Genomic DNA, 21,705 nt, shown 5'->3' with positions numbered 1-21,705 from the left:
TGTGATCGATGTCATAGAGTCTGCCGATGTGGTTTTGCTCGCACCGTCGAACCCGGTGGTGAGCATCGGCGCCGTTCTCGCGGTGCCCGGCATCCGCGGCGCGCTGCGCACCACCGCCGCCAAGGTCATCGGCATTTCGCCGGTGATCGACGGAAAACCCTTGCGCGGCATGGCCGATGAGTGCCTGTCGGTGATCGGGGTGGAAACCTCGGCCGAGGCGGTCGGCCGGCACTACGGTGCCCGTTCGGCGACCGGCATCCTCGACGGCTGGCTGGTGCACACCACCGATACCGCCGAGGTGCCAGGCGTCGAGGTCCGCAGCGTGCCCCTGCTGATGACCGATCCGCCGACGACCGCCGAAATGGTACGGGCCGCACTGGATCTGGCCGGAGTCAAGCCATGACCCGGCCCGCCGACCACGCCGCGGGTGAGCTGCGGCTGCTGCCGATCACCGGGCTGCCGGAATTCCGCCCCGGCGACGATCTCGCCGCACACATCGCCGCGAACGCGCCCTGGCTGGCCGACGGTGACGTGCTCGTGGTCACCAGCAAGATCGTCGCCAAGGTCGAAGGCCGCATCGTCGCCGCGCCGCTGGACCCGGACGAACGCGACACCGCGCGGCGGGCGCTGGTCGATCAGGAAGCCGTGCGGGTGCTGGCCCGCAAGGGGCGCACCCTCATCACCGAGAACCGCCTCGGCATCGTGCAGGCTGCCTCCGGCGTCGACGGATCGAATGTGGAGCAGGGCGAATTGGTGCTGCTGCCAGTCGATCCCGACGCCAGTGCGAAGGCGTTGCGCTCGGCGCTGGCCGAGCGGCTCGGGGTTGAGGTCGCCGTCGTCATCACCGACACCATGGGCCGGGCCTGGCGTAACGGCCAGATCGATGCGGCGATCGGGGCCTCCGGGCTGCGGGTGCTGCACGACTACGCGGGCGCCGTGGACGGGCAGGGCAACGAACTGCACGTCACCCAGGTTGCCATCGCCGACGAGCTCGCCGCTGCCGCCGATCTGGTGAAGGGCAAGCTCGGCGGCGTCCCGGTGGCGGTGGTACGCGGCCTGCCGATCGCCGACGACGCTTCCAGCGCAGCCGATCTCGTACGCCGCGGCACCGACGACCTGTTCTGGCTCGGCACCGCAGAGGCGATCGAGCTCGGCCGCGCGCAGGCGGTGCTGCTGCGACGCTCGGTGCGCGAGTTCGCCGCCGACCCCGTCGATCCGGAACGGGTGCGCACGGCGGTGTCGGTCGCGTTGACGGCCCCGGCTCCGCATCACACCCGGCCGGTGCGCTTCGTCTGGCTGCGCGATCGCGCGCTACGGGAGCGTCTGCTGACGGCGATGGCCGACAAGTGGCGCGCCGATCTCACCGCCGACGGACTCCCGGCCGATCGGGCGGAGCGCCGGATCGCGCGTGGCCGCATCCTTTTCGACGCGCCCGAGGTGATCATCCCGTGCTGTGTGCCCGACGGCGCGCACGACTATCCGGACGACCGGCGCCGGGCCGCCGAGCAGACGATGTTCACCGTCGCGGTGGGCGCGGCGGTGCAGGGACTACTGGTGGCGCTGGCGACGGAGGGGCTCGGCAGCTGCTGGATCGGTTCGACCATCTTCGCCCCGGAGACGACGCGCGAGGTGCTCGGTCTGGCCGGCGACTGGAATCCGCTGGGCGCCATCGCGATCGGCCACCCGCTCGACGAGCTGACCCCGCGCCCGCCGCGTGCCCCCGGTGACGCGCTGGTCGAGCTGTGAGCGCGGAATCGCTGCACGCCTCGGCGACCGAGCTGCTCGAGGCGTGGTCGCCCACCGTGGGACCGGACGCTTCCCTGCGCGAGGCGATGCTCGCTTTTCTCGGCTCCGCGCCACGCGGATGTCTGCGTGAGCATGCCGCGGGACACATCACCGCCTCGGCGGTGGTGTTCTCCGCCGGTGGCGATGAGGTGCTGCTGACGTTGCATCCGCGGGTCGGCCGATGGATCCAGCTCGGCGGGCATTGCGAGGAGGGCGACCTCACGGTGGCCGACGCTGCGTTGCGCGAAGCCACCGAGGAGTCGGGCATCGCGGGGCTGCGCTTGGAGCCCGGCCTCTACGGCGCGCAAGCCCATCCGATCACCTGTTCGCTCGGTGTGCCGACCCGACATCTGGATCTGCTGTTCCGGATCACCGCGCCCGCGGGAGCGGTTCCGGTGCGCAGTGCCGAGTCGACCGATCTGCGGTGGTGGTCGATCGATGCGCTGCCGGACGATGCGGACGTGCTGATTCGCTGAACCGTGATCCGTGCCAGGGGCGCTCGCACAGCCGGTGCGGGCGCCCTTTTCGTGTTCGAACATCACGGTCGGGCGCCCAGATCACAGGCGCTTTACAAATTGGCTTGTTTGTCTAGACCGAGGACAAAGCAACGTCTATCGTCAACTTCAGGTGGTAGTGCACATCACATGTGATGTGTGTCGCATGAAGGAGACGATGATGTCTACTGATGCCGAAACCGCAGGCCTGGCGGCCGAGACGTCGGCCTGGCGGGACCGGAAGCGGTATATGTGGCTGTGGGGCCTGTTCGCGCCCACCGGGCTGTTCACCATCGGGCTTCCGCTCATCTGGGCACTGAACCAACTGGGCTGGACCGGCCTGGCGCATGTGCCCTTCTGGCTCGGCCCGATCCTGGTCTACCTCGTCATCCCGCTGGCCGACATCTTCTTCGGCCCGGACGGCTCCAACCCGCCCGACGAGGTGATGGAGTACCTGGAAAACGACAAGTACTACCGCTACCTGACCTACCTGTACCTGCCGTTCCAGTACGCCTCGCTGATCATGGCCTGCTATCTGATCACCGCCGACGATCTGAGCTGGCTCGGCATCGATGGCGGCCTGCTGGTGGTCGACAAGATCGGCTTGGCCATCACGGTCGGCATCATCGGCGGGATCGGCATCAACACCGCCCACGAACTCGGCCACAAGAAGGTCGATCTGGAGCGCTGGCTCTCCCGCATCGCCTTGGCTCAGTCCTGCTACGGCCACTTCTACATCGAGCACAACCGCGGCCATCACGTGCGCGTCGCGACCCCGGAGGATCCGGCGAGTTCCCGGGTCGGCGAGACGTTCTGGGCGTTCTGGCCGCGCACGGTCGCCGGCGGACTGCGCTCGTCGTGGCGATTGGAGAAGACCCGGCTGGAGCGGCTCGGCAAGAAGCCGTGGACCTTGCAGAACGAGGTGCTCAGCGCCTGGCTGATGTCGGTGCTGCTGTTCGCGGCGCTGATCGCGGTGTTCGGGATCGAAGTGCTGCCCTACCTGCTGTTGCAGGCGGTGATCGGGTTCAGCCTGCTGGAGGCGGTCAACTATCTCGAGCACTACGGGCTGGTGCGGCAGCGCACGGCCAGTGGCCGCTACGAGCGGCCTGCGCCGGTGCACAGCTGGAACAGCGACCACCTGGTGACCAACATCTTCCTGTACCACCTGCAGCGCCACAGCGACCATCACGCCTATCCCACCCGCCGCTATCAGACCCTGCGCAGCTGGGATGGCGCGCCGAATCTGCCCAGCGGGTACGCGAGCATGATCCTGCTCGCCTACTTCCCGCCGATCTGGCGCCGGGTGATGGACAAGCGGGTGCTGGCGCATTACGACGGCGACATCACCAGGGCCAACATCCACCCGGCCAAGCGCGACAAGGTGCTGGCCCGCTACGGCGCGACCGGGCAGGAGGCCGCCTCGTGAGCGCCTATCGGTGTCCGGTCTGCGAATACGTCTACGACGAGGCCACCGGCGAGCCGCATGAGGGCATTCCGGCGGGAACCCCCTGGTCGGTGGTGCCCGACGACTGGTGCTGCCCGGACTGTGGGGTGCGGGAAAAGATCGATTTCGAGCCGGTCGGCAGCGGCCGGGCGAGCCGCTAGGCCGGCGCGGGAGGAGAGGACGACATGACCGAGTACAAGCTGTATCAGTGCATCCAATGCGGCTTCGAATACGACGAGGCCAAGGGCTGGCCGGAGGACGGCATCGCGCCCGGCACCCGCTGGGACGCCATCCCCGACGACTGGACCTGCCCGGACTGCGGCGCCGCCAAGGCCGACTTCTTCATGGTCGAGATCGAGCGGTCGTGAGGTTTTTGACTGCGGCAGACGCCCGTGCCAATGTCGCAGGCATGCCGCGCAACGGGTCCAGACTTCCCTATCAGGAGGCCGCACGGGAGCTGCTGCGCAGCTCGGTCCTGGATGCCATGCGCGAACTGCTCACCGAGCGCGACTGGTCCAAGATCACCCTCGGTGATGTGGCCACGCGCGCCGGTGTCAGCAGGCAGACGCTGTACAACGAATTCGGCTCGCGCGCGGGCCTGGCCCAGGCCTATGCCCTGCGGTTGGCCGACGATCTGGTCGATCACGTCGGGGCCGCCATCGACGACAATGTCGGCGACGCGCGCGCGGCCTTCCGGCAGGGGCTGTCCGGCTTTTTCGTCGAGGCGGCGGCCGACCCGCTGGTGCGTTCGCTGGTCGCGGGCGAGGTCAAGCTCGACCTGCTGCGGCTGATCACCCTCGATGCCGAGCCGCTGGTCGAGCACGCCACCGAACGGCTGTCGGTCGCGTTCCGGCACAGTTGGGTCGATGCCACCGCCGCCGAGGCCGATGTGCTGGCCCAGGCGCTGGTGCGGATCGCGCTGAGCTACATTCCCACCCCGCCGGCACCCGGGCGCGACGCACCCGAGGAACTGAGCATGCTGCTCGGTCCGTACGTCGAGGCGATTCTCGCCGCGCGCGGGGTGCGGTAGCTACGGTGCTGCCCGACCGTGCTCGCGGTGACCAGCGGCCGCCGCCGGCCCGGCTGCCGGGACCCTTCCAGTTACGCCACGGTGGCCTTTTCAAGCGGCGGCGACCGACTCGGCTGAAGCTACACACCTGCGTGATCGGTGTGCCGTGATGTCGCTCACACGCTTGACGAGACAACGCGCTTTTATCAGCGCTGTAATGGTCACCACGTTTCCCACCCAACGGAAGGTGTAACAGACCACACGTCTGAGACTATGGATCTCCGTTGGTGTCAGGGTTCATTTTTAGCGGGGCAAGCGTGCAAACGGTTGGCAAACCGAGGGGATCGGCCGATCCCAAACGCCACCTGTGGTTTCTCGGTCTCATCGCGCCCGCGTGCGCGTTGCTGCCTTCTCAACTGGTGTTGCATACCGGCCTGACCATCTTCTGGTGGATCGGCCCGATCATCGTGCTGATCGTGATCCCGGTGCTCGATCAACTCGTCGGCGAGGACGGCAGCAACCCGCGCGAGGAGGATTACGAGCTGCTGTCCAACGACCGCTACTACCGGTGGTGCACCTACCTGTTCCTGCCCATCCAACTGCTCGGCCTGGTCGTGGCCGGCTATCTGTGGTCCGGCGACGAACTGAGCGTCGCCGACAAACTCGGGCTGGCCTCCACCCTCGGTCTCGTCTCCGGTATCGGGATCAATGCCGCCCACGAACTCGGCCACCGCGTCGAGCGCCTGGAACGCTGGCTGGCCAAGATCGCGCTGGCCCAATCCGGCTACGGGCATTTCTTCGTCGAACACAACCGCGGCCACCACATGCGGGTGGCCACCCCGGAGGATCCGGCCAGCGCCAGGTTCGGGGAATCGCTGTGGGAATTCCTGCCGCGCAGTGTGTCCGGCGGATTCCGCTCGGCGATCCGGCTCGAGCGCGCCCGGCTGGCCCGCCGCGATCTCGGCTGGTGGAGCGTGCACAACCACATCCTGCAGGCCTGGTCGATGACGGTGGTCCTGTTCGGCGGCCTGATGCTGGCCTTCGGCGTGCGGATCCTGCCGTACCTGCTGCTGCAAGCCATCATCGGCGTGATGCTGCTGGAGACGGTCAACTACGTCGAGCATTACGGACTGCTGCGTGAGCGCAGGCCGAGCGGGCGCTACCGGCGCTGCTCGCCGCGCGACAGCTGGAACAGCGACCGGCTGGTCACCAATATCTTCCTGTTCCATCTCCAGCGCCACAGCGACCACCACGCCAACCCCGGCCGCCGCTATCAGACGCTGCGCAGTTCCCGGCAGGCGCCGCAACTGCCCGCAGGCTACGCCACCATGATCCTGCTCGCGGCCATCCCGCCGCTGTGGCGGAAGGTGATGGATCCGCGGGTGCTCGCGCACTACGACGGCGACCTCACCCGCGCCAATCTCGCTCCGCGCAGGCGTGTTCGGTTGCTGGCCCGGCACGGGGTCCCCGCGACCTGAACCCGGTGGCTCGGTTGCCGAGCACCACCGCCGCGGGAGCGACTAGCCTTGCTTCGGAACCGATATCCGGAGAGAGGCTGATCCAGGCGCATGACGACCTCAGAACTTCCCGCACGTACGTCGCTGACCGCTGATGTCCGTAACGGCATCGATTACAAGGTGGCGGATCTGTCCTTGGCCGAGTTCGGTCGTAAGGAGATCCGGCTGGCCGAGCACGAGATGCCCGGCCTGATGGCCCTGCGCCGCGAGTACGCCGACGTGGCGCCGCTGAAGGGCGCGCGCATCTCGGGTTCGCTGCACATGACGGTGCAGACCGCGGTGCTGATCGAGACCCTGACCGCGCTGGGCGCGCAGGTCCGCTGGGCCTCGTGCAACATCTTCTCCACCCAGGACCACGCCGCGGCCGCGGTCGTCGTCGGCCCGAACGGCACCGTCGACGAGCCCAAGGGCACCCCGGTGTTCGCTTGGAAGGGCGAGACGCTCGAGGAGTACTGGTGGGCCGCCGAGCAGATGCTGACCTGGCCGGATGAGCCCGCCAACATGATCCTCGACGACGGTGGCGACGCCACCATGCTGGTGCTGCGTGGCGCGCAGTTCGAGAAGGCGGGTGTGGTCCCGCCGGCCGATGAGGAGCATTCCGCCGAGTACACGGTGTTCCTGAACCTGCTGCGGGAGCGGTTCGAAACCGACAAGGGCAAGTGGAGCAAGATCGCCGAGAGCGTGCGTGGCGTCACCGAGGAGACCACCACCGGTGTGCTGCGGCTGTACCAGTTCGCGGCGGCGGGGGAGCTGGTGTTCCCGGCGATCAACGTCAACGACTCGGTCACCAAGTCGAAGTTCGACAACAAGTACGGCACCCGCCATTCCCTCATCGACGGCATCAACCGCGGCACCGACGTGCTCATCGGCGGCAAGAAGGTGCTGATCTGTGGCTACGGCGATGTCGGTAAGGGCTGCGCGGAATCGCTTGCCGGACAGGGTGCCCGGGTGCAGGTCACCGAGATCGACCCGATCAACGCGTTGCAGGCGCTGATGGACGGCTACGACGTCGTCACCGTGGAGCAGGCCATCGCCGACGCCGATATCGTCATCACCTCCACCGGCAACAAGGACATCATCACCCTCGATCACATGCGGGCGATGAAGGACCAGGCCATCCTCGGCAATATCGGTCACTTCGACAACGAGATCGATATGGCGGCGCTGGAGCGTTCGGGCGCAACGAAATTGAACATCAAGCCGCAGGTGGACCTGTGGACGTTCAAGGAGTCCGGTAAGTCGATCATCGTGCTGTCGGAGGGCCGTCTGCTGAACCTGGGCAATGCCACCGGCCACCCCTCGTTCGTGATGAGCAACAGCTTCTCCAACCAGGTGATCGCGCAGATCGAGCTGTGGACCAAGCCCGACGAGTACGACAACGAGGTCTACCGCCTGCCCAAGCACCTGGACGAGAAGGTCGCGCGCATCCACGTCGAGGCCCTCGGCGGCACCCTGACCAAGCTCACCAAGGACCAGGCCGAATACATCGGTGTGGACGTCGAAGGCCCGTACAAGCCCGACCACTACCGCTACTGATCCAGTGACCCGCTGGTGGCCCGCCGACGCATCCGTCGGCGGGCCACCAGCTTGCCGGGACTCACGGCTCTCGGCCCGGCCGCCCCGGGTACCCTGCTGGCCATGGGTGCACTGATCGCAGTCGAGGGGCTCGACGGCGCCGGTAAGCGGACGCTGATCGAGGGTCTGCTTGCCGCCCTGCGCGCGCGTGGGCTGCGCGCGGGCACACTCGCCTTCCCCGGCTACGGCCGCTCGATCCACGCCGACCTCGCGGCCGAGGCGCTGCGCGGCTCGCACGGCGACCTCGCCGGGTCGATCAACGGCATGGCCGTGCTGTTCGCCCTCGACCGCGCCGATGCGGCGGTGGAGCTGTCGAACCTGTTGGACGGCAACGACATCGTGATCCTCGATCGCTATGTCGCTTCCAACGCAGCGTATTCGGCGGCCCGCGCCGGACAGTCCGCCGACGGCGAAATCGTCGATTGGGTGGGCGATTTGGAGTTCGGCCGGTTGAAGCTGCCGGTGCCCGCGCTCACCGTGCTGCTCGACGTCCCCACCGAGGTGGCCGCCGAACGTGCCCGCAGGCGCGGCGAACTCGACTCGGCCCGGGCCTTGGACGCCTATGAGCGCGACGGCGGACTGCAGGCGCGCACCGGCGCGGTGTACCGGGAGCTGGCCGAGCGGGACTGGTACGGCCCGTGGTGGATATACCGATCCGATGACGATAAAGACGCCCTACTCGCCCGTTGTGTGGAAATCCTGGGCGAATAAGGTTGGATATGCGGCGCGCATGCACCAGTAATGCGCGTGGTGGCCCGATACTGGCGTGGGAGATGACAACATAGAGATATGAAGCCGAAGATTCTGGTCGTCGACGACGATATGGCACTCGCAGAGATGCTCACGATCGTCCTGCGCGGGGAAGGGTTCGACCCGCATGTGGTCGGCGACGGCACGCAGGCGCTGTCGGCGGTCCGGGAAATCCGCCCCGATCTGGTGCTGCTGGACCTGATGCTGCCGGGTATGAACGGCATCGACGTCTGCCGCGTGCTGCGGGCCGATTCGGGGGTCCCGATCGTGATGCTCACCGCCAAGACCGACACGGTCGACGTGGTGCTCGGTCTGGAGTCCGGCGCCGACGATTACATCGTCAAACCCTTCAAACCGAAGGAACTCGTCGCGCGCGTGCGCGCGCGGCTGCGCCGCACCGAAGAAGAGCCCGCCGAACTGCTCACCATCGCCGACATCGTCATCGATGTGCCGGCGCACAAGGTGAGCCGGGAAGGCCAGCAGATCTCGCTGACCCCGCTCGAATTCGACCTGCTGGTGGCGCTCGCGCGCAAACCGCGGCAGGTGTTCACCCGTGAGGTCCTGCTCGAGCAGGTCTGGGGTTACCGGCACGCCGCCGATACCCGTCTGGTGAACGTGCACGTCCAGCGCCTGCGCGCCAAGGTCGAGAAGGATCCGGAGAACCCGGAGATCGTGCTGACCGTGCGTGGGGTTGGGTACAAGGCCGGACCGCCGTGATCGGTCGTCGGTCCGGGTCGATGACTCGGAGGCGGCGGCTTGCCTGAGCACGAAGGCGGCCGCCTCGCCTCGCTGCAGCGAGGGCTCGCGCCGGTGGGCGCGTGGTTCAAGGGTGTCGGCAGTTCGCTCGGTCATCTGTGGCGGCGTTCGTTGCAGCTGCGCGTCATCGTCTCGACGCTGACGTTGTCGCTGATCGTCATCACCATTCTCGGTGTGGTGCTCACCAGCCAGATCACCGATCGGCTGCTGGACGCCAAGATCAACGCGGCGATCGAGGAGATGGACCGCGCCCGCGCGACGGTGCAGAGCCAGGTGCAGGGCGCCCATGATCCCGCACTGCTGCGCCAGCGCCTGGCCGACGCGCGCACCGCGGTGTCCGATCGCGGTGGCGAGAGCCGGTCAGGCAGCGCGGCGGGCAGCTTCGACTCGGCGTTGAGCATCGTCGGCGGCACCCCGCCGCAGCAGATCACCGCGGGCCCGATCGAGCAGATCCCGGACGAGCTGCGCCGGTTCGTGCAGGGCAACCAGGTCAGCTACCAGTTCGCCACGGTGAACGATCCGGACGGCTACCAGGGCCGCGCGCTCATCATCGGTAGCCCCAGCGCCGACAACCCGACGCTCGAGACCTACCTGATCTTCCCGCTGGCCAACGAGGAACGGTCGCTGGCGCTGATGCGCGGCACCATGATGGTCGGCGGTCTGGTGTTGCTGGTGCTGCTGGCCGCGATCACCGCGCTGGTCACCCGGCAGGTGGTGCTGCCGATCCGGTCGGCGGCGCGGATCGCCAGCCGCTTCGCCGACGGCAGGCTGCGCGAACGCATGCTGGTGCGCGGTGAGGACGATATGGCGCGGCTGGCCGAGGCGTTCAACGAGATGGCCGAGAGCCTGTCCAACCAGATCACCCAGCTCGAGGAGTTCGGCAATCTGCAACGCCGGTTCACCTCCGACGTCAGCCATGAGCTGCGCACACCGCTGACCACGGTGCGCATGGCCGCCGACCTGATCCACAGCAGCAGCGAAGACCTCGACCCGGCGCTGGCGCGCAGCGCCGAACTGCTGGTCACCGAGCTGGACCGGTTCGAGGGGCTGCTCAACGATCTGCTCGAGATCAGCCGCCACGACGCGGGCGTGGCCGAACTGCAGGTCGAATCGCTGGATGTGCGGATGTGCGTGCGCGCCGCGGTGTCGACGGTGCGTCATCTGGCGAAGGAATCCGGCGTGGAAGTGGTCGTCGACCTACCCGAAGAGCCGGTGGTCGCCGAGGTCGATCCGCGCCGAGTGGAGCGGGTACTGCGCAACCTGCTCGCCAACGCCATCGACCACAGCGAGGGCAAGCCGGTGCTGATCCGGATGCGCGGCGACAGCGAGGCCAACGCCGTCGCGGTGGTCGTGCGCGATCAGGGCGTCGGGCTGCGGCCGGGGGAGGAGAAGCTGGTCTTCAGCCGGTTCTGGCGCTCGGATCCGTCGCGGATGCGGCGTTCCGGCGGGACCGGACTCGGTTTGTCGATCAGCGTCGAGGACGCGAATCTGCACGATGGCAAACTGGAGGCCTGGGGCGAGCTGGGCGTCGGCGCCAGCTTCCGGCTGACGCTGCCCCTGGTGCGTGGCCGCAAGATGGGCAAGAGCCCGCTGCCGTTGGAGCCGGGCATACGCAAGGTCCGCGGCGGCGGTACCGAATCGTCCGGCGCGGAAGCCGAATCCGCGCAGGCGGCTGCCGGCGCGGCGCTGTCGGAGGCAGGCGGTCCAGGCGCGGCCGAGGCGCAGGCGTCCGGGGCGAACCGGGACATTGAGGCCGCGACGTCCGTGCCGGCCGACGATGCGCAGGCCACCCACACCGGCGCGTCCACCGACGGCGCATCCGGCACCGGCTCACCCACCGACGCCGTGCTCACCGACACCGGAGACAAACAACCATGACGATGCGGCCCACCGACCCGAGCAGGACGCCGCGCGGGCGATTACTCGCCGCGCTGGCGGCCGCCCTGGCCGGGGTCATGCTGCTGGGTGGTTGCGCGAGCCTGCCGGAGTCCTCGCAACCGCAGGCGCTCGGCACCATCAACCGGGAACCGACCTCCGCCGGCCCGCCCGCGCCGCTGGAAGGCCGCGACCCCGGCCTGCTGCTGCTGGACTTCCTACAGGCCAGCGCCGACCCGACCAACCGGCATCTGGCCGCCAGGCAGTACATGAACCCGTCGGCGGCCACCAAATGGAACGACGCCGCGGGCACGGTGATCGTCGAGCGGCCCGACACCCTGCTGGAATCGCGCACCGAAACCACCGCGACCTACCGCATCCGCGCCCAGCGCGTCGCCGAGCTCGCCCCCGACGGTGCCTACCGGGCCATCGACGGACCGCCGCTCGAATACAAGGTCGAGATGAGCAAGGTCGACGGCGAATGGCGCATCGATGAGCTGCCCGACGGCGTCGTCATCGATAAGCCCGCTTTCGCCAAGTTCTACCGCCGTTATGTGCTGTACTTCGTCGATCCGACCGGCAGCGCGCTGGTGCCCGACCCGCGCTGGATCGCCTCGCCGAAGGATCAGTTGACCCAACGACTGCTCACCCTGCTAGGTGAGGGTCCGCAGCCTGCCATCGCCCCGGTGGTCCTCAATGAACTCGATGCCAGACGGGTGACGTTGCGCGGGCCGATCACCAAGGCCAACGGCGATCCGGAAGAAGTGGGCGTCGGCCTCGGCGGAGTCCGCATCGACCTCGCGGGAGCCTCGGCCCTGGCGCCGCGCGAACGGGAACTGCTGGCCGCCCAGATCGTGCTCACGCTGGCCAAGGCCGACGTCCTCGGCCCGTACCTGCTGCTGGCCGACGGCAAGCCACTGGATGAGCGGTACGCCGCCAACGGCTGGTCGGTCGCCGATATCCACCAGTACAGCCCCGAGGCCTTCGCACAGAACCAGACCGGGTTGCACGCACTGCGCGACGGCGCCCTGGTCGAGGTGAACGGCAACGGAATCGCCCCGGCCCCCGGTTATTTCGGTGCGGTGCGCAATCTGCAATCGGTCGCGATCACCCCCGACGGCCAGCTGGTCGCGGCCGTCGCGGATGCGGGCAGGCCCGCGCCGGAACCGCCGCGGACCCTGATGATCGGCAGTTACGGCGGCAACCAGTTCCCCGTCGCCGAAGGCACCACCATCAGCCGCCCGTCCTGGACGGTCGACGGCACGGCCGCCTGGGCGGTGATCGACGGTGAGCGGGTGATCCGGGTGGTCAACGACCGCTCCACCGGCAACGTCTCGGTGCAGGATGTCGACATCTCCGCGCTGACCAGCGGCTCGAGCGGGCTGCGGCTGCCCGTCACGGAGGTCAGGATCGCGCGATCCGGCGTGCGGGCCGCGCTGATCGCCGACGGCAAGGTGTACGTCGCGGTGGTCGAACGACGCCCGGACGGCAAGTTCGCGCTGACCTCACCGCTGCCCATCGCGGTCGGGCTCAGCACGCCGGCGGTCTCGTTGAACTGGCTGACCGCCGACACCATCATCCTGGCGCGCGACGGCGACGTCGACCCGGTCAGCACGGTCTCCATCGACGGCTCCCAGCTGATCTCGCAGACCACCCGCAACCTCACTCCGCCGGTCCGTTCGGTGACCGCGGCCCCGGACCACCAGTATGTGGCCGATTCTCGCGCGGTCCTGGAGTTCACCACCAATCCCGAAGGCGGCGAACAATATTGGCGTGAGGTGCCCGGCCTCGGCGCCAGCGCGGTGCCGATCCTGCCCGGCTGATCCCCGCTTCCCGTCGCGGATCCGGGCGTTCATGTCGGTGGGTGCGGGCACACTCGGGCGATGCGGACCCTGCTGGATCTGGTGTTGCCCTCCGAATGCGCCGGATGCGCCCGCCCGGGCCTCGGCTGGTGTGCGCGGTGCGCCGCGCACCTGACGGGCGCTCCGCACCGGGTCCGCCCGCGCACCGATCCCGGCGTGCCCTGCTGGACGCTGAGCCGCTATGCCGGCCCGCCGCGCCGCGCGGTACTGGCCGCCAAGGAACGCCGCAGGCGGGACCTGGCCCACCCGCTGGGCCGTGCGCTGGCCTGCGGGCTGGCCCGGCTGCGCGCCGATACCCGGCCGCTGGTGCTGATCCCCGCACCGAGCCGGCGGGTCGCGGCCAGGCGCCGCGGCGGCGATCCGGTGGTGCGGTCGGCGGATGCGGCGGCGAGTTGGCTGCGCGGTTGCCAGGTGCTTCCGGTGCTGAGCGTGTGGCGGGGTGTACACGATTCGGTGGGTCTGTCCGCCGGTGAACGCAGGCACAATCTGCGCGGCCGTATCATGACCGCTCCGATTCCGGCGCTGCCGGTAAACGCGCAGGTCGTGCTGGTCGACGATGTGCTGACGACCGGGGCGACCGCCGCCGAGTCGATTCGCGCGCTGACCGGGGCGGGGGTGGCCGTCGACGCGGTGGTGGTGATCTGCGCGGCTTGACTTCAGGAAATTTGCGTGAACAGTGGCGGACCAGCGGTTGTCGTACTAGCGTCGCGGTCACACACCCGAACCGGCAGTTTGGAGGTGGGTCTCGGACAAATGGTGCCGAGCGGCTGTCATCCGGCAGATCGATCGGCACGTCTCAATCCCGCCGCACGCCAATCGGGTCGTGCGGCCAGATCCGGGAGGTACGCGTGACGACTTCTTCACGACCTTCAGTGCAAGATGTAGATCCTTCGACGCTGGACGCTCAGCGGGCCGAGCAACCCGAGGCGGACCGCCCACGAGCCACCCGCGCCGACATCGTGGTGAAGGGCCGCAATGTCGAGGTGCCCGACCATTTCCGAATTTATGTGTCGGAGAAGCTATCTCGACTGGAACGCTTCGACCCGTCGATATTCCTGTTCGATGTCGAACTGTTCCATGAGCGCAATCGTCGTCAACGCAAGGCCTGCCAGCGTGTGGAGATCACCGCCCGCGGTAAAGGTCCGGTCGTGCGCGCGGAAGCCTGCGCGGACAGCTTCTACGCCGCCTTCGAATCGGTGACGGCGAAGCTGGAGAGCAGACTGCGCCGCACCAAGGACCGCCGCCGGGTGCACTACGGCGAGAAGACGCCGGTCTCGGTCGCCCAGGCCACCGCCGACCTGATCGACGAGTCGCTGTTCCAGCCGGGCGGAGGGGCGCATGAGCATCCCGACGAATCCCGTGGCCGGGAAAGCGACGAGCACACCGATTACGCGGCGGGCCCCGGCCATATCGTGCGCACGAAGGTGCATCCGGATACGCCGATGACCGTGGACGACGCCCTGTATCAGATGGAGCTCGTCGGGCACGATTTCTTCCTGTTCCACGACAAGGAAACCGACCGACCTTCGGTGGTCTATCGCCGACATGCCTTCGATTACGGCTTGATCCGACTGGCCTGACGGCCACGCCGAGGCCGCGGTTCGAGCACCGCCGCCACGGCCATCCGATGATTCCCGGCGACCCGGCCGGTGCTTCGCGCACCGGCCGGGTCTCGTCGTTCGTGGCGATTTCCTCGACGCATAACTTACTTAAGAGTAAGTTGGAGTGTCCGATGGCTGAAAGGAATTCGCATGGCAACCAGGGCTGCTCGCCGTGCCGTAATCGTCTCCGGCGCACGAACTCCGTTCGTGCGCGCGTTCACCGACTACACCCGGCTGGATTCGATCGACCTCGCCGATATCGCGGTACGCGGACTGCTGGAACGCACCGGCCTGGCCGGTGATCAGGTGCAGGCGATCGTCTGGGGCGGGGTGGTGCTGCCCAGCGCGGCACCCAATATCGCGCGGGAGATCGCCCTGGACCTGAAGCTGGACCCGGGCTGCGAGGGCTACACCGTCACCCGGGCCTGCGCCTCGGGTTTGCAGGCGGTGACCTCGGCCGCCGCCGCCATCGAGCGCGGTGAATACGACATCATGATCGCCGGCGGCAGCGATTCCACCAGCGGCGCCGAGGTCAAGCTGCCGCAGAAGATCGTGCACGCGATGGCCCCGCTGGCCTTGGGCAAGCCGAAGCCCAAGGACTATCTGTCGGCGATCTCCCAGCTGGCGCCGTTCACCGATCTGCTGCCCTCGCGGCCCAAGATCGCCGAACGCACCACCGGCGAGGTGATGGGGGAGTCGGCGGAGAAGATGGCGCGCATCCACGGCATCGGCCGGGCCGCCCAGGACGAGTTCGCCGCCCGCTCCCATCACCGGGCCGCCGCCGCCATCGCCTCCGGCCGGTTCGACCAGGAAGTGCTGGCGGTCGACACCCCGGACGGTGCCAGGATCACCCGCGACGGCCTGGTCCGTGCCGATACCAGTATCGAGAAGCTGGCCAGGCTGAAGCCGGTCTTCGCCGAGGACGGCAGCGTCACCGCGGGCAATGCCAGCCCCCTCACCGACGGCGCGTCGGCGGTGCTGCTGATGAGCGAGGAGACCGCGCGGGCGCTGGGCTACCAGCCACTCGCGGCGTTCCGTTCCTGGAGCTACGTCAGCGTCGATCCCACCGACCAGGTGCTGATCGGCCCGGCCATCTCCATGCCGCGGGCGCTGGACAAGGCGGGCATGTCGCTGGACGACGTCGACCTGGTCGACATCCACGAGGCATTCGCCGCCCAGACCCTGTCGGTGCTGTCGGCGCTGGCCAGCGACGAGTGGGCCAAGACCCGGCTGGACCGCGATACTGCCGTCGGTGAGGTCGATATCGACAGGCTGAACGTGCACGGCGGCTCGGTGTCGATCGGCCACCCGTTCGGCGCGACCGGCGCCCGGATGGTGACGACCATGGCCAACGAGCTCGCGCTGTCCGACAAGCAGACCGCCCTGCTCGGGATCTGCGCGGCGGGCGGTATCGGGGCGTCGGCGGTGCTCGAGCGGATCTGAGGAACCTGCCGCGCCGAGCGGTGGAGGACCGGGTCACCATGGAAACGCCCGGTCCTCCGCTGCGGCGCGGAGACCGTGTCGCTTCCGGATGGTGCGTTCCCGCGGGGTGGTTCAGCGGGTGGATCGGTGCGGCCGCCCGAAGGTTTCGTGGTGGACCGCCTCGTCCAGCGGGCGGCCGGTGCGCCACCCGAACCGCTCCAGATCGGGTACCTGCTGGAATTCGTGCACCGGTCCCACACACAACCAGGCGATCGGGCGAATCCCCTCCGGGACGCCGATGAGTTCGGCGAGGAACTCCGGTTCGTAGAACGACACCCAGCCAACGCCGATGCCTTCGGCGGTCGCGGCCAGCCAGAGGTTCTGGATGGCGAGAACCGCTGAGTAGACACCGGTTTCGGGGACGGTTGCGCGCCCGAGTACTTGCGGCCCGCCCCGATCGTGGTCGTAGGTGACCACGATCCCGGTGCCGCTCTCCTCGATCCCTTCGATCTTGATCGGATCGAAGGTCGCCGCGCGCTCCGGCGGCAGGCTGTCGTGGAAATCGCGGCGCTTGCCCGCGACGTGCTCGGCGAAACTGCGCAACCGGTGCCGATCACGCACCACGGTGAAATCCCACGGCTGCGAATTGCCCACGCTCGGCGCGCGATGCGCCGCGTCGAGGAGGCGCCACAGGGTGTCGTCGTCGACGATCTCGCCGGTGAATTCGGCGCGGACATCGCGTCGCATCCGGATGGCGTCGTACACGGATAGCTGTGGAGCACTCACCCGGAGAGTCAATCACGGGGCCGTCACCGGGCCGGCCCGCACATCACCGAAGTGAAGGCGGGCCGGGTGGACGCTCGACGAACCGGTATCAGCCGATCGGCAGGGCCCTGCGGGCGAAGCGGCGGCGTCCCTCGGCCAACGCCGTGCGCAGGCCGCGACGACGGCCGGTGACCGGGTCGAAGCTCGGCGTGGTGTTGCCGTTGAACTTGCGCTCGGACGCGGTCTCGGGGGCGTCGTCGGCGGTATCGCGCAGGTACTTGTTCGGCAGCGACAGCTTGAGGATGGTGCGCCACGCCTTGAAGTACTGCACCGGCAGCGAACCGGTGGTGTAGGGCAGGTCGTACTTCTCGGCCAGCGCGCGCACCCGCACCGCGATCTCGGCGTACCGGTTGCTCGGCAGGTCCGGGAAGATGTGGTGCTCGATCTGGTGGCTCAGGTTGCCGGTCATGAAGTGCATGACCGGGCCGCCGGAGATGTTGGCGCTGCCGAGCATCTGCCGCAGGTACCACTCGCCCTGGGTCTCGTTGTCGATATCGGCCTTGGTGAACTTCTCCGCGCCGTCGGGGAAGTGGCCGCAGAAGATGACGGCGTTGGTCCAGACATTGCGGACCATGTTCGCGGCCAGGTTGGCGGTGAGCGTGCTGAAGAACGCCGGGCCCGTCAGCAGCGGGAACACGACGTAGTCCTTGAGCGTCTGCTTACCGATCTTGGTGAGCACCTCCGAACGCTTGCGTTCGAACTCGGCCCGCTCGGGGCTGCCCGGCTTGTACTTGCCCGCGGCCAGCTTGCCCAGCTCCAGGTGCTGGATGGCGACGCCGTACTCGAAGAACAACTGCAACACCAGGTTGTAGACCGGGTTGCCGAGGTAGAACGGCTTCCAGCGCTGATCGCGGGTGACGCGCAGCAGGCCGTAGCCGATGTCGTCGTCCATGCCGAGCACATTGGTGTACTTGTGGTGCAGGTAGTTGTGGGTGTGCTTCCAATGCTTGGCCGGGCCGGTGTTGTCCCATTCCCAGGAGCTGGAGTGGATCTCCGGATCGTTCATCCAGTCCCACTGCCCGTGCATGACGTTGTGCCCGATCTCCATGTTCTCGATGATCTTGGCGGTGCCGAGCAGGGCGACGCCGGCCAGCCAGGCCGGCGGTAGGAAGCTGGCGAACAGCACGGTGCGGCCGCTGATCTCGAGAGCACGCTGCAACCTGATGACATTGCGGATGTAGCGTGCGTCCCGTTCACCACGCGAGGATTCGATATCCCGCCGAATCGCGTCGAACTCCGCGCCGAGTGCTTCCACATCGGCTTCGGTGAGGTGCGCGTACTCCTTGACATCCGAGATCGCCATGGCGGTTACAGTACCGTAAGTTACGAGACCGTAGGTTATCGAGTTCGTGCTGATATTGTGGCAAATTTCGCATTGCGATCAGCCGGTCAGGCTGTTAGTTTGCCTGCCCGCCGCAGCCGGTATTCGCGCTTCAGTGCCTCCCGTTCGGCCTTGGCCCGCTCCTTCAGCGAACGCCGGGCCTCGCGCAGCACTTCCTTCTCGTGCCTGGCCTTCTCCTTGAGGGCGCGCTTGGCCTCGCGCAGCACCTCTTTCTCGTGCCTGGCCTTCTCCTGGAGCACCGTTCTCGCCTCGTGCATGGCCGAGCGCAGACCCCGGCGGCGGCCCGTGGCGGGGTCGATGGACCAGTGCAGATGCTCGGTCCCGGTCCAGCTGGTGACCGGCGCGGGCAGGGTGATCCCGGCGAACTTGCGTTCGGAGGACGTCTCGGGCGCATCGTCGGAGGTACGGCGCAGGAACCGGTCCGGAAGGGCGAGCTTGTGGATCGTGCGGAACGCCAGCAAGTACTGCTTGCCGAGCGAACCCGTCGTGTACGGCAGGTCGTACTTGTCGCACAGCTCGCGCACCCGCTGGGAGACCTCGGCGTAGCGGTTGCTCGGCAGGTCGGGGAACAGATGGTGCTCGATCTGGTAGCAGAGGTTGCCGCTCATGAACGCCATCGCCGGCCCGGCCTTGAAGTTGGCGCTGCCGAGCATCTGGCGCAGATACCACTCGCCGCTGGTCTCGTCCTCGAGCTGCTCGATGGTGAATTTCTCGGCGCCGTCGGGGAAGTGACCGCAGAAGATCACCGCATACGCCCACAGATTGCGGACCAGATTCGCGGTGGCGTTGGCCTTGAGCGTCGACATGAACGCGGGGCCGGTGAGCGCCGGATAGAACAGGAAGTCCTTGGCCACCTGCCGGGCGATCTTGCGCCCGAACTCGATATTGGGCTCGGACTTCAACTGACGGCTCGGCACGCCCGCCAGTTCCTTCTCGATGCTCCAGTCGTGCAGCGCGATGCCCCACTCGAAGGTCGCCGCCAGAATCAGGTTCGCCACCGGCTGCACCAGGTGCACCGGACGCCACGGCTCATCCCTGGTCATCCGCAGGATGCCGAAGCCGAGGTCCTCGTCCTTGCCCAGCACGTTGGTGTAGGTGTGATGGGAGTAGTTGTGCGCGCTGCGCCACTGCGCCGACGGGCCCGTCATATCCCATTCCCAGGTGGTGGAGTGGATTTCCGGATCGTTCATCCAGTCCCACTGGCCGTGGCTGATGTTGTGGCCGAGCTCCATGTTCTCGATGATTTTGGCCACCGACAGCAACGCCGTGCCCGTCACCCAGGCCCAGCGGTTGCGGCTGCCGAACAGCACGGCGCGCCCGGCTACCTCCAGCGCGCGCTGCGCGGCAATGGTGCGGCGAATGTATTTGGCGTCGCGTTCGCCCAGCGACTGCTCCACCGAGCGGCGCACGGAATCGAGCTCATGTCCGAGGGTCTCGATGTCGGTGGCCGTCAGATGGGCAAAGGCTTTGATGTCGGTGATGGCCACCGGCGTCCCTTCTGTCTTCGATCAGCCCGGCGGGCCGTATCCGATCGGCCGCGAAGGCCGTAGTCGACTTACCCCGAGGGTACCCGCCGAACACCCGATCCAGGGGAGTCCGATCGGTGCGACATCGTTCAGACGTCGAGGGTGCAGTCGCCGGCCGCGGCCGAGACACAGGTCTGGACCTTCTCGCCTTCGCGCTTCTCGTTGCCGTTGCGCAGATCGCGGGTGTGCCCGGACGCGATGGTGACCACACAGGTCTGGCAGATGCCCATCCGGCAGCCGAACGGCATCTGCACACCGGCCGCCTCGCCCGCCTCGAGCAGGCTGGTTGCGCCGTCCACCTCGGTGGTGCGGCCGCTGCGGCCGAAGGTGACGGTGCCGCCCTCGCCGACCGCCGACCGCTCGATCTCGAACCGCTCGACGTGCAGCCGCTCGCTGATTCCCGCCTCGGCCCAGTGCTTTTCGATGTCGTCGAGCATCGGCAGCGGGCCGCACGCCCAGGTCTGGCGTTCGCGCCAATCGGGGATGCGTTCGTCGAGCGCGGCCACGCTGAACTTGCCCTGCTGGCCGGTGAGCTGAAGCTGCGCGGTGAAGCCGGCATGCTTGGTGTCCAGCTCGCGCAGTTCGTCGCCGAACATGACGTCCTCGGCGGTGCGCGCGGAATGGATGTGCACCACATCGGTGACCACGTCGCGGCGATCCATCGCCCGCAGCATCGACATCACCGGAGTGATGCCGCTGCCGGCGGTGAGGAACAACACCTTCTCCGGCGGCGGATACGGCAGTACGAACGAGCCCTGCGGTGCGGCCAGGCGCACGATGGTGCCCACCGGGACGCCGTTGACCAGATGGCTGGACAGGAAGCCCTCCGGCATCGCCTTCACCGCGATGGAGATGACCTTCTGCTTGCCCTTGCGCCCGCCCGCGTCGGAATCGGTCCAGTCCGGGGGGCAGGTCAGCGAGTAGGAGCGCCAATGCCAGCGGCCGTCGACCAGCAGGCCGATGCCGATGTACTGGCCCGGCTGGTACTGGAAGTCGAAGCCCCAGCCAGGCTTGATCACCAGGGTCGCCGAATCGGCGGTCTCCGAGCGCACGTCCACGATGCGACCGCGCAGCTCCCTGGCCGACCACAGCGGGTTGGCCAGATGCAAGTAGTCGTCGGGCAGCAGCGGGGTGGTCACCCTGGCCGCCGCGCCGCGCAGCACGTTCAACCGTCCGCCGCGCTCGGCGACGCTCGCGGCCGGTGCCTCGAGCCAATCGCGGACATTCTTGAAAACCATCGCTGCCGTTCGTCTCCCTGATCGTGGGCGGACCGGTCCACCGCCTGTCCGCAAGGTTACGGCATCGTAGGTTAACGGTTCGGTGCGGCGGTGTCAGGACCGCGGACGATTCACTCCGCTCAGAGCAATTCGAGCAGGAACGGCAGTTCCTGGGCGGCGTACCAGGCCAGCTGATGATCTTCGGCGTCTCCGAGGACGAACTCGGCATCGGGATCGCCGAGGTCGGCGGCATCGATGACGTCGACCGCCTTGGCGACCGCCGGTTCGGCGTCGGCCAGGTCGACGTGCACGGAGGCGATCCGGTCGTAGGTGATCGGACCGGACAGGCGCACCACGGCGTCGTCGAGGTCGGGGCGCAACTTCGCGCCGGTGACGTCGGCGGCGATCACCGCCCTGCGGTAGATCGGGGCGTCCGGCAGGGCGGCGGGCGCGGCGTCGTCGGGGTCGTCGCCTGCGGCCATGGCCTCGGTGATGGCGTCGCGCTCGGCGGCGATCAACCGCAGCGCGGCGCGGGCGGCCTCGCCCATGGCCACCTCGGCCAGCTCCTCGTCGTCGCCGGAGGCATAGGCCTCCCGAAGTGCCGGGGTGACCGCGAACGCGGTCGCGCCGACCGCGCGCAGCTCACGCTGGTCGACCAGTTCGCGCAGCATCGGCACGGTCGCGGGCACATAGACGCGCAGCTTG

21 protein-coding genes are annotated in these 21,705 nt (G+C 68.1%); 16 read left to right on the top strand and 5 right to left on the bottom strand.

The window, feature by feature from the left end:
• The 16 genes from RJ05_RS19630 to RJ05_RS19555 all read left to right on the top strand — a co-directional run.
• Positions 1-403 (top strand): 2-phospho-L-lactate transferase CofD family protein (locus RJ05_RS19630; protein ID WP_036539173.1); only part of this gene is annotated, 403 nt, incomplete at its 5' end.
• Positions 400-1,746 (top strand): coenzyme F420-0:L-glutamate ligase, encoded by a 1,347-nt coding sequence (locus tag RJ05_RS19625; protein WP_036539171.1) that lies wholly within the window; start codon positions 400-402, stop codon positions 1,744-1,746. The genes RJ05_RS19630 and RJ05_RS19625, both read left to right, overlap by 4 nt.
• Positions 1,743-2,261: an NUDIX hydrolase gene (locus tag RJ05_RS19620; RefSeq protein WP_036539170.1), complete on the top strand. Its 519-nt coding sequence runs from the start codon at positions 1,743-1,745 to the stop codon at positions 2,259-2,261. Before RJ05_RS19625 ends, RJ05_RS19620 begins: the two co-directional genes overlap by 4 nt.
• A gap of 199 nt (positions 2,262-2,460) precedes the next feature.
• On the top strand, positions 2,461-3,705 hold the full coding sequence (locus tag RJ05_RS19615; protein WP_051016742.1) for an alkane 1-monooxygenase: 1,245 nt from the start codon (positions 2,461-2,463) through the stop codon (positions 3,703-3,705).
• Positions 3,702-3,884, top strand: a complete 183-nt coding sequence (locus tag RJ05_RS19610; RefSeq protein WP_036539169.1) for a rubredoxin — start codon at positions 3,702-3,704, stop codon at positions 3,882-3,884. The genes RJ05_RS19615 and RJ05_RS19610 overlap by 4 nt, the downstream gene beginning before the upstream one ends.
• 24 nt (positions 3,885-3,908) lie before the next feature.
• Entirely contained in the window at positions 3,909-4,091 is a 183-nt protein-coding gene (locus RJ05_RS19605) for a rubredoxin (RefSeq protein WP_036539167.1), read from the top strand.
• A gap of 41 nt (positions 4,092-4,132) precedes the next feature.
• Positions 4,133-4,753, top strand: coding sequence for a TetR/AcrR family transcriptional regulator (locus RJ05_RS19600; RefSeq protein WP_051016741.1), 621 nt, complete (start codon positions 4,133-4,135; stop codon positions 4,751-4,753).
• A 296-nt stretch (positions 4,754-5,049) separates the two neighbouring features.
• The gene (locus tag RJ05_RS19595; RefSeq protein WP_036539164.1) at positions 5,050-6,210 is read left to right on the top strand and encodes an alkane 1-monooxygenase; all 1,161 of its coding nucleotides are present in this window, start codon (positions 5,050-5,052) and stop codon (positions 6,208-6,210) included.
• A gap of 90 nt (positions 6,211-6,300) precedes the next feature.
• Positions 6,301-7,785: an adenosylhomocysteinase gene (gene ahcY / locus RJ05_RS19590; RefSeq protein ID WP_036539163.1), complete on the top strand. Its 1,485-nt coding sequence runs from the start codon at positions 6,301-6,303 to the stop codon at positions 7,783-7,785.
• Between the two features lie 102 nt (positions 7,786-7,887).
• On the top strand, positions 7,888-8,535 hold the full coding sequence (locus tag RJ05_RS19585) for a dTMP kinase (protein ID WP_036539178.1): 648 nt from the start codon (positions 7,888-7,890) through the stop codon (positions 8,533-8,535).
• A gap of 78 nt (positions 8,536-8,613) precedes the next feature.
• Complete coding sequence (gene mtrA, locus RJ05_RS19580; RefSeq protein WP_014352544.1) at positions 8,614-9,291, top strand: MtrAB system response regulator MtrA; 678 nt, start codon at positions 8,614-8,616, stop codon at positions 9,289-9,291.
• A gap of 39 nt (positions 9,292-9,330) precedes the next feature.
• Positions 9,331-11,208, top strand: coding sequence for an MtrAB system histidine kinase MtrB (gene mtrB, locus RJ05_RS19575; RefSeq protein ID WP_036539162.1), 1,878 nt, complete (start codon positions 9,331-9,333; stop codon positions 11,206-11,208).
• Positions 11,205-13,028 carry an MtrAB system accessory lipoprotein LpqB gene (gene lpqB / locus RJ05_RS19570; protein ID WP_036539161.1) on the top strand — a complete coding sequence of 608 codons (1,824 nt, stop codon included), beginning with the start codon at positions 11,205-11,207 and terminating at the stop codon, positions 13,026-13,028. The genes mtrB and lpqB overlap by 4 nt, the downstream gene beginning before the upstream one ends.
• Before the next feature lie 60 nt (positions 13,029-13,088).
• Positions 13,089-13,721 (top strand): ComF family protein, encoded by a 633-nt coding sequence (locus tag RJ05_RS19565; protein WP_036539160.1) that lies wholly within the window; start codon positions 13,089-13,091, stop codon positions 13,719-13,721.
• 194 nt (positions 13,722-13,915) lie between these two features.
• Positions 13,916-14,647: a ribosome hibernation-promoting factor, HPF/YfiA family gene (gene hpf / locus RJ05_RS19560; RefSeq protein ID WP_036539159.1), complete on the top strand. Its 732-nt coding sequence runs from the start codon at positions 13,916-13,918 to the stop codon at positions 14,645-14,647.
• Positions 14,648-14,818: 171 nt separating this feature from the next.
• The gene (locus RJ05_RS19555; protein WP_036539158.1) at positions 14,819-16,111 is read left to right on the top strand and encodes an acetyl-CoA C-acyltransferase; all 1,293 of its coding nucleotides are present in this window, start codon (positions 14,819-14,821) and stop codon (positions 16,109-16,111) included.
• A 111-nt stretch (positions 16,112-16,222) separates the two neighbouring features.
• Here the strand turns inward: RJ05_RS19555 and bluB are convergent, their stop codons facing one another.
• The 5 genes from bluB to RJ05_RS19530 form a co-directional block, all read right to left on the bottom strand.
• Complete coding sequence (gene bluB / locus RJ05_RS19550) at positions 16,223-16,876, bottom strand: 5,6-dimethylbenzimidazole synthase (protein WP_036539156.1); 654 nt, start codon at positions 16,874-16,876, stop codon at positions 16,223-16,225.
• A gap of 88 nt (positions 16,877-16,964) precedes the next feature.
• A complete protein-coding gene (locus RJ05_RS19545; protein ID WP_036539155.1) occupies positions 16,965-18,218 on the bottom strand; it encodes a fatty acid desaturase family protein in 1,254 nt (417 codons plus the stop codon).
• A gap of 86 nt (positions 18,219-18,304) precedes the next feature.
• Positions 18,305-19,744, bottom strand: a complete 1,440-nt coding sequence (locus tag RJ05_RS19540; RefSeq protein WP_036539153.1) for a fatty acid desaturase — start codon at positions 19,742-19,744, stop codon at positions 18,305-18,307.
• Positions 19,745-19,872: 128 nt separating this feature from the next.
• Entirely contained in the window at positions 19,873-21,021 is a 1,149-nt protein-coding gene (locus tag RJ05_RS19535) for a ferredoxin reductase (protein WP_036539152.1), read from the bottom strand.
• 119 nt (positions 21,022-21,140) lie between these two features.
• A complete protein-coding gene (locus tag RJ05_RS19530) occupies positions 21,141-21,671 on the bottom strand; it encodes a DUF6912 family protein (RefSeq protein ID WP_174343954.1) in 531 nt (176 codons plus the stop codon).
• Positions 21,672-21,705 lie beyond the last annotated feature (34 nt).

Origin of the sequence: Nocardia cyriacigeorgica NBRC 100375 (assembly GCF_000308555.1) — a bacterium.
In the GTDB taxonomy this organism is placed as follows: Bacteria; Actinomycetota; Actinomycetes; order Mycobacteriales; family Mycobacteriaceae; genus Nocardia; species Nocardia cyriacigeorgica.
This window is presented reverse-complemented; position numbering and strand designations above follow the sequence as displayed.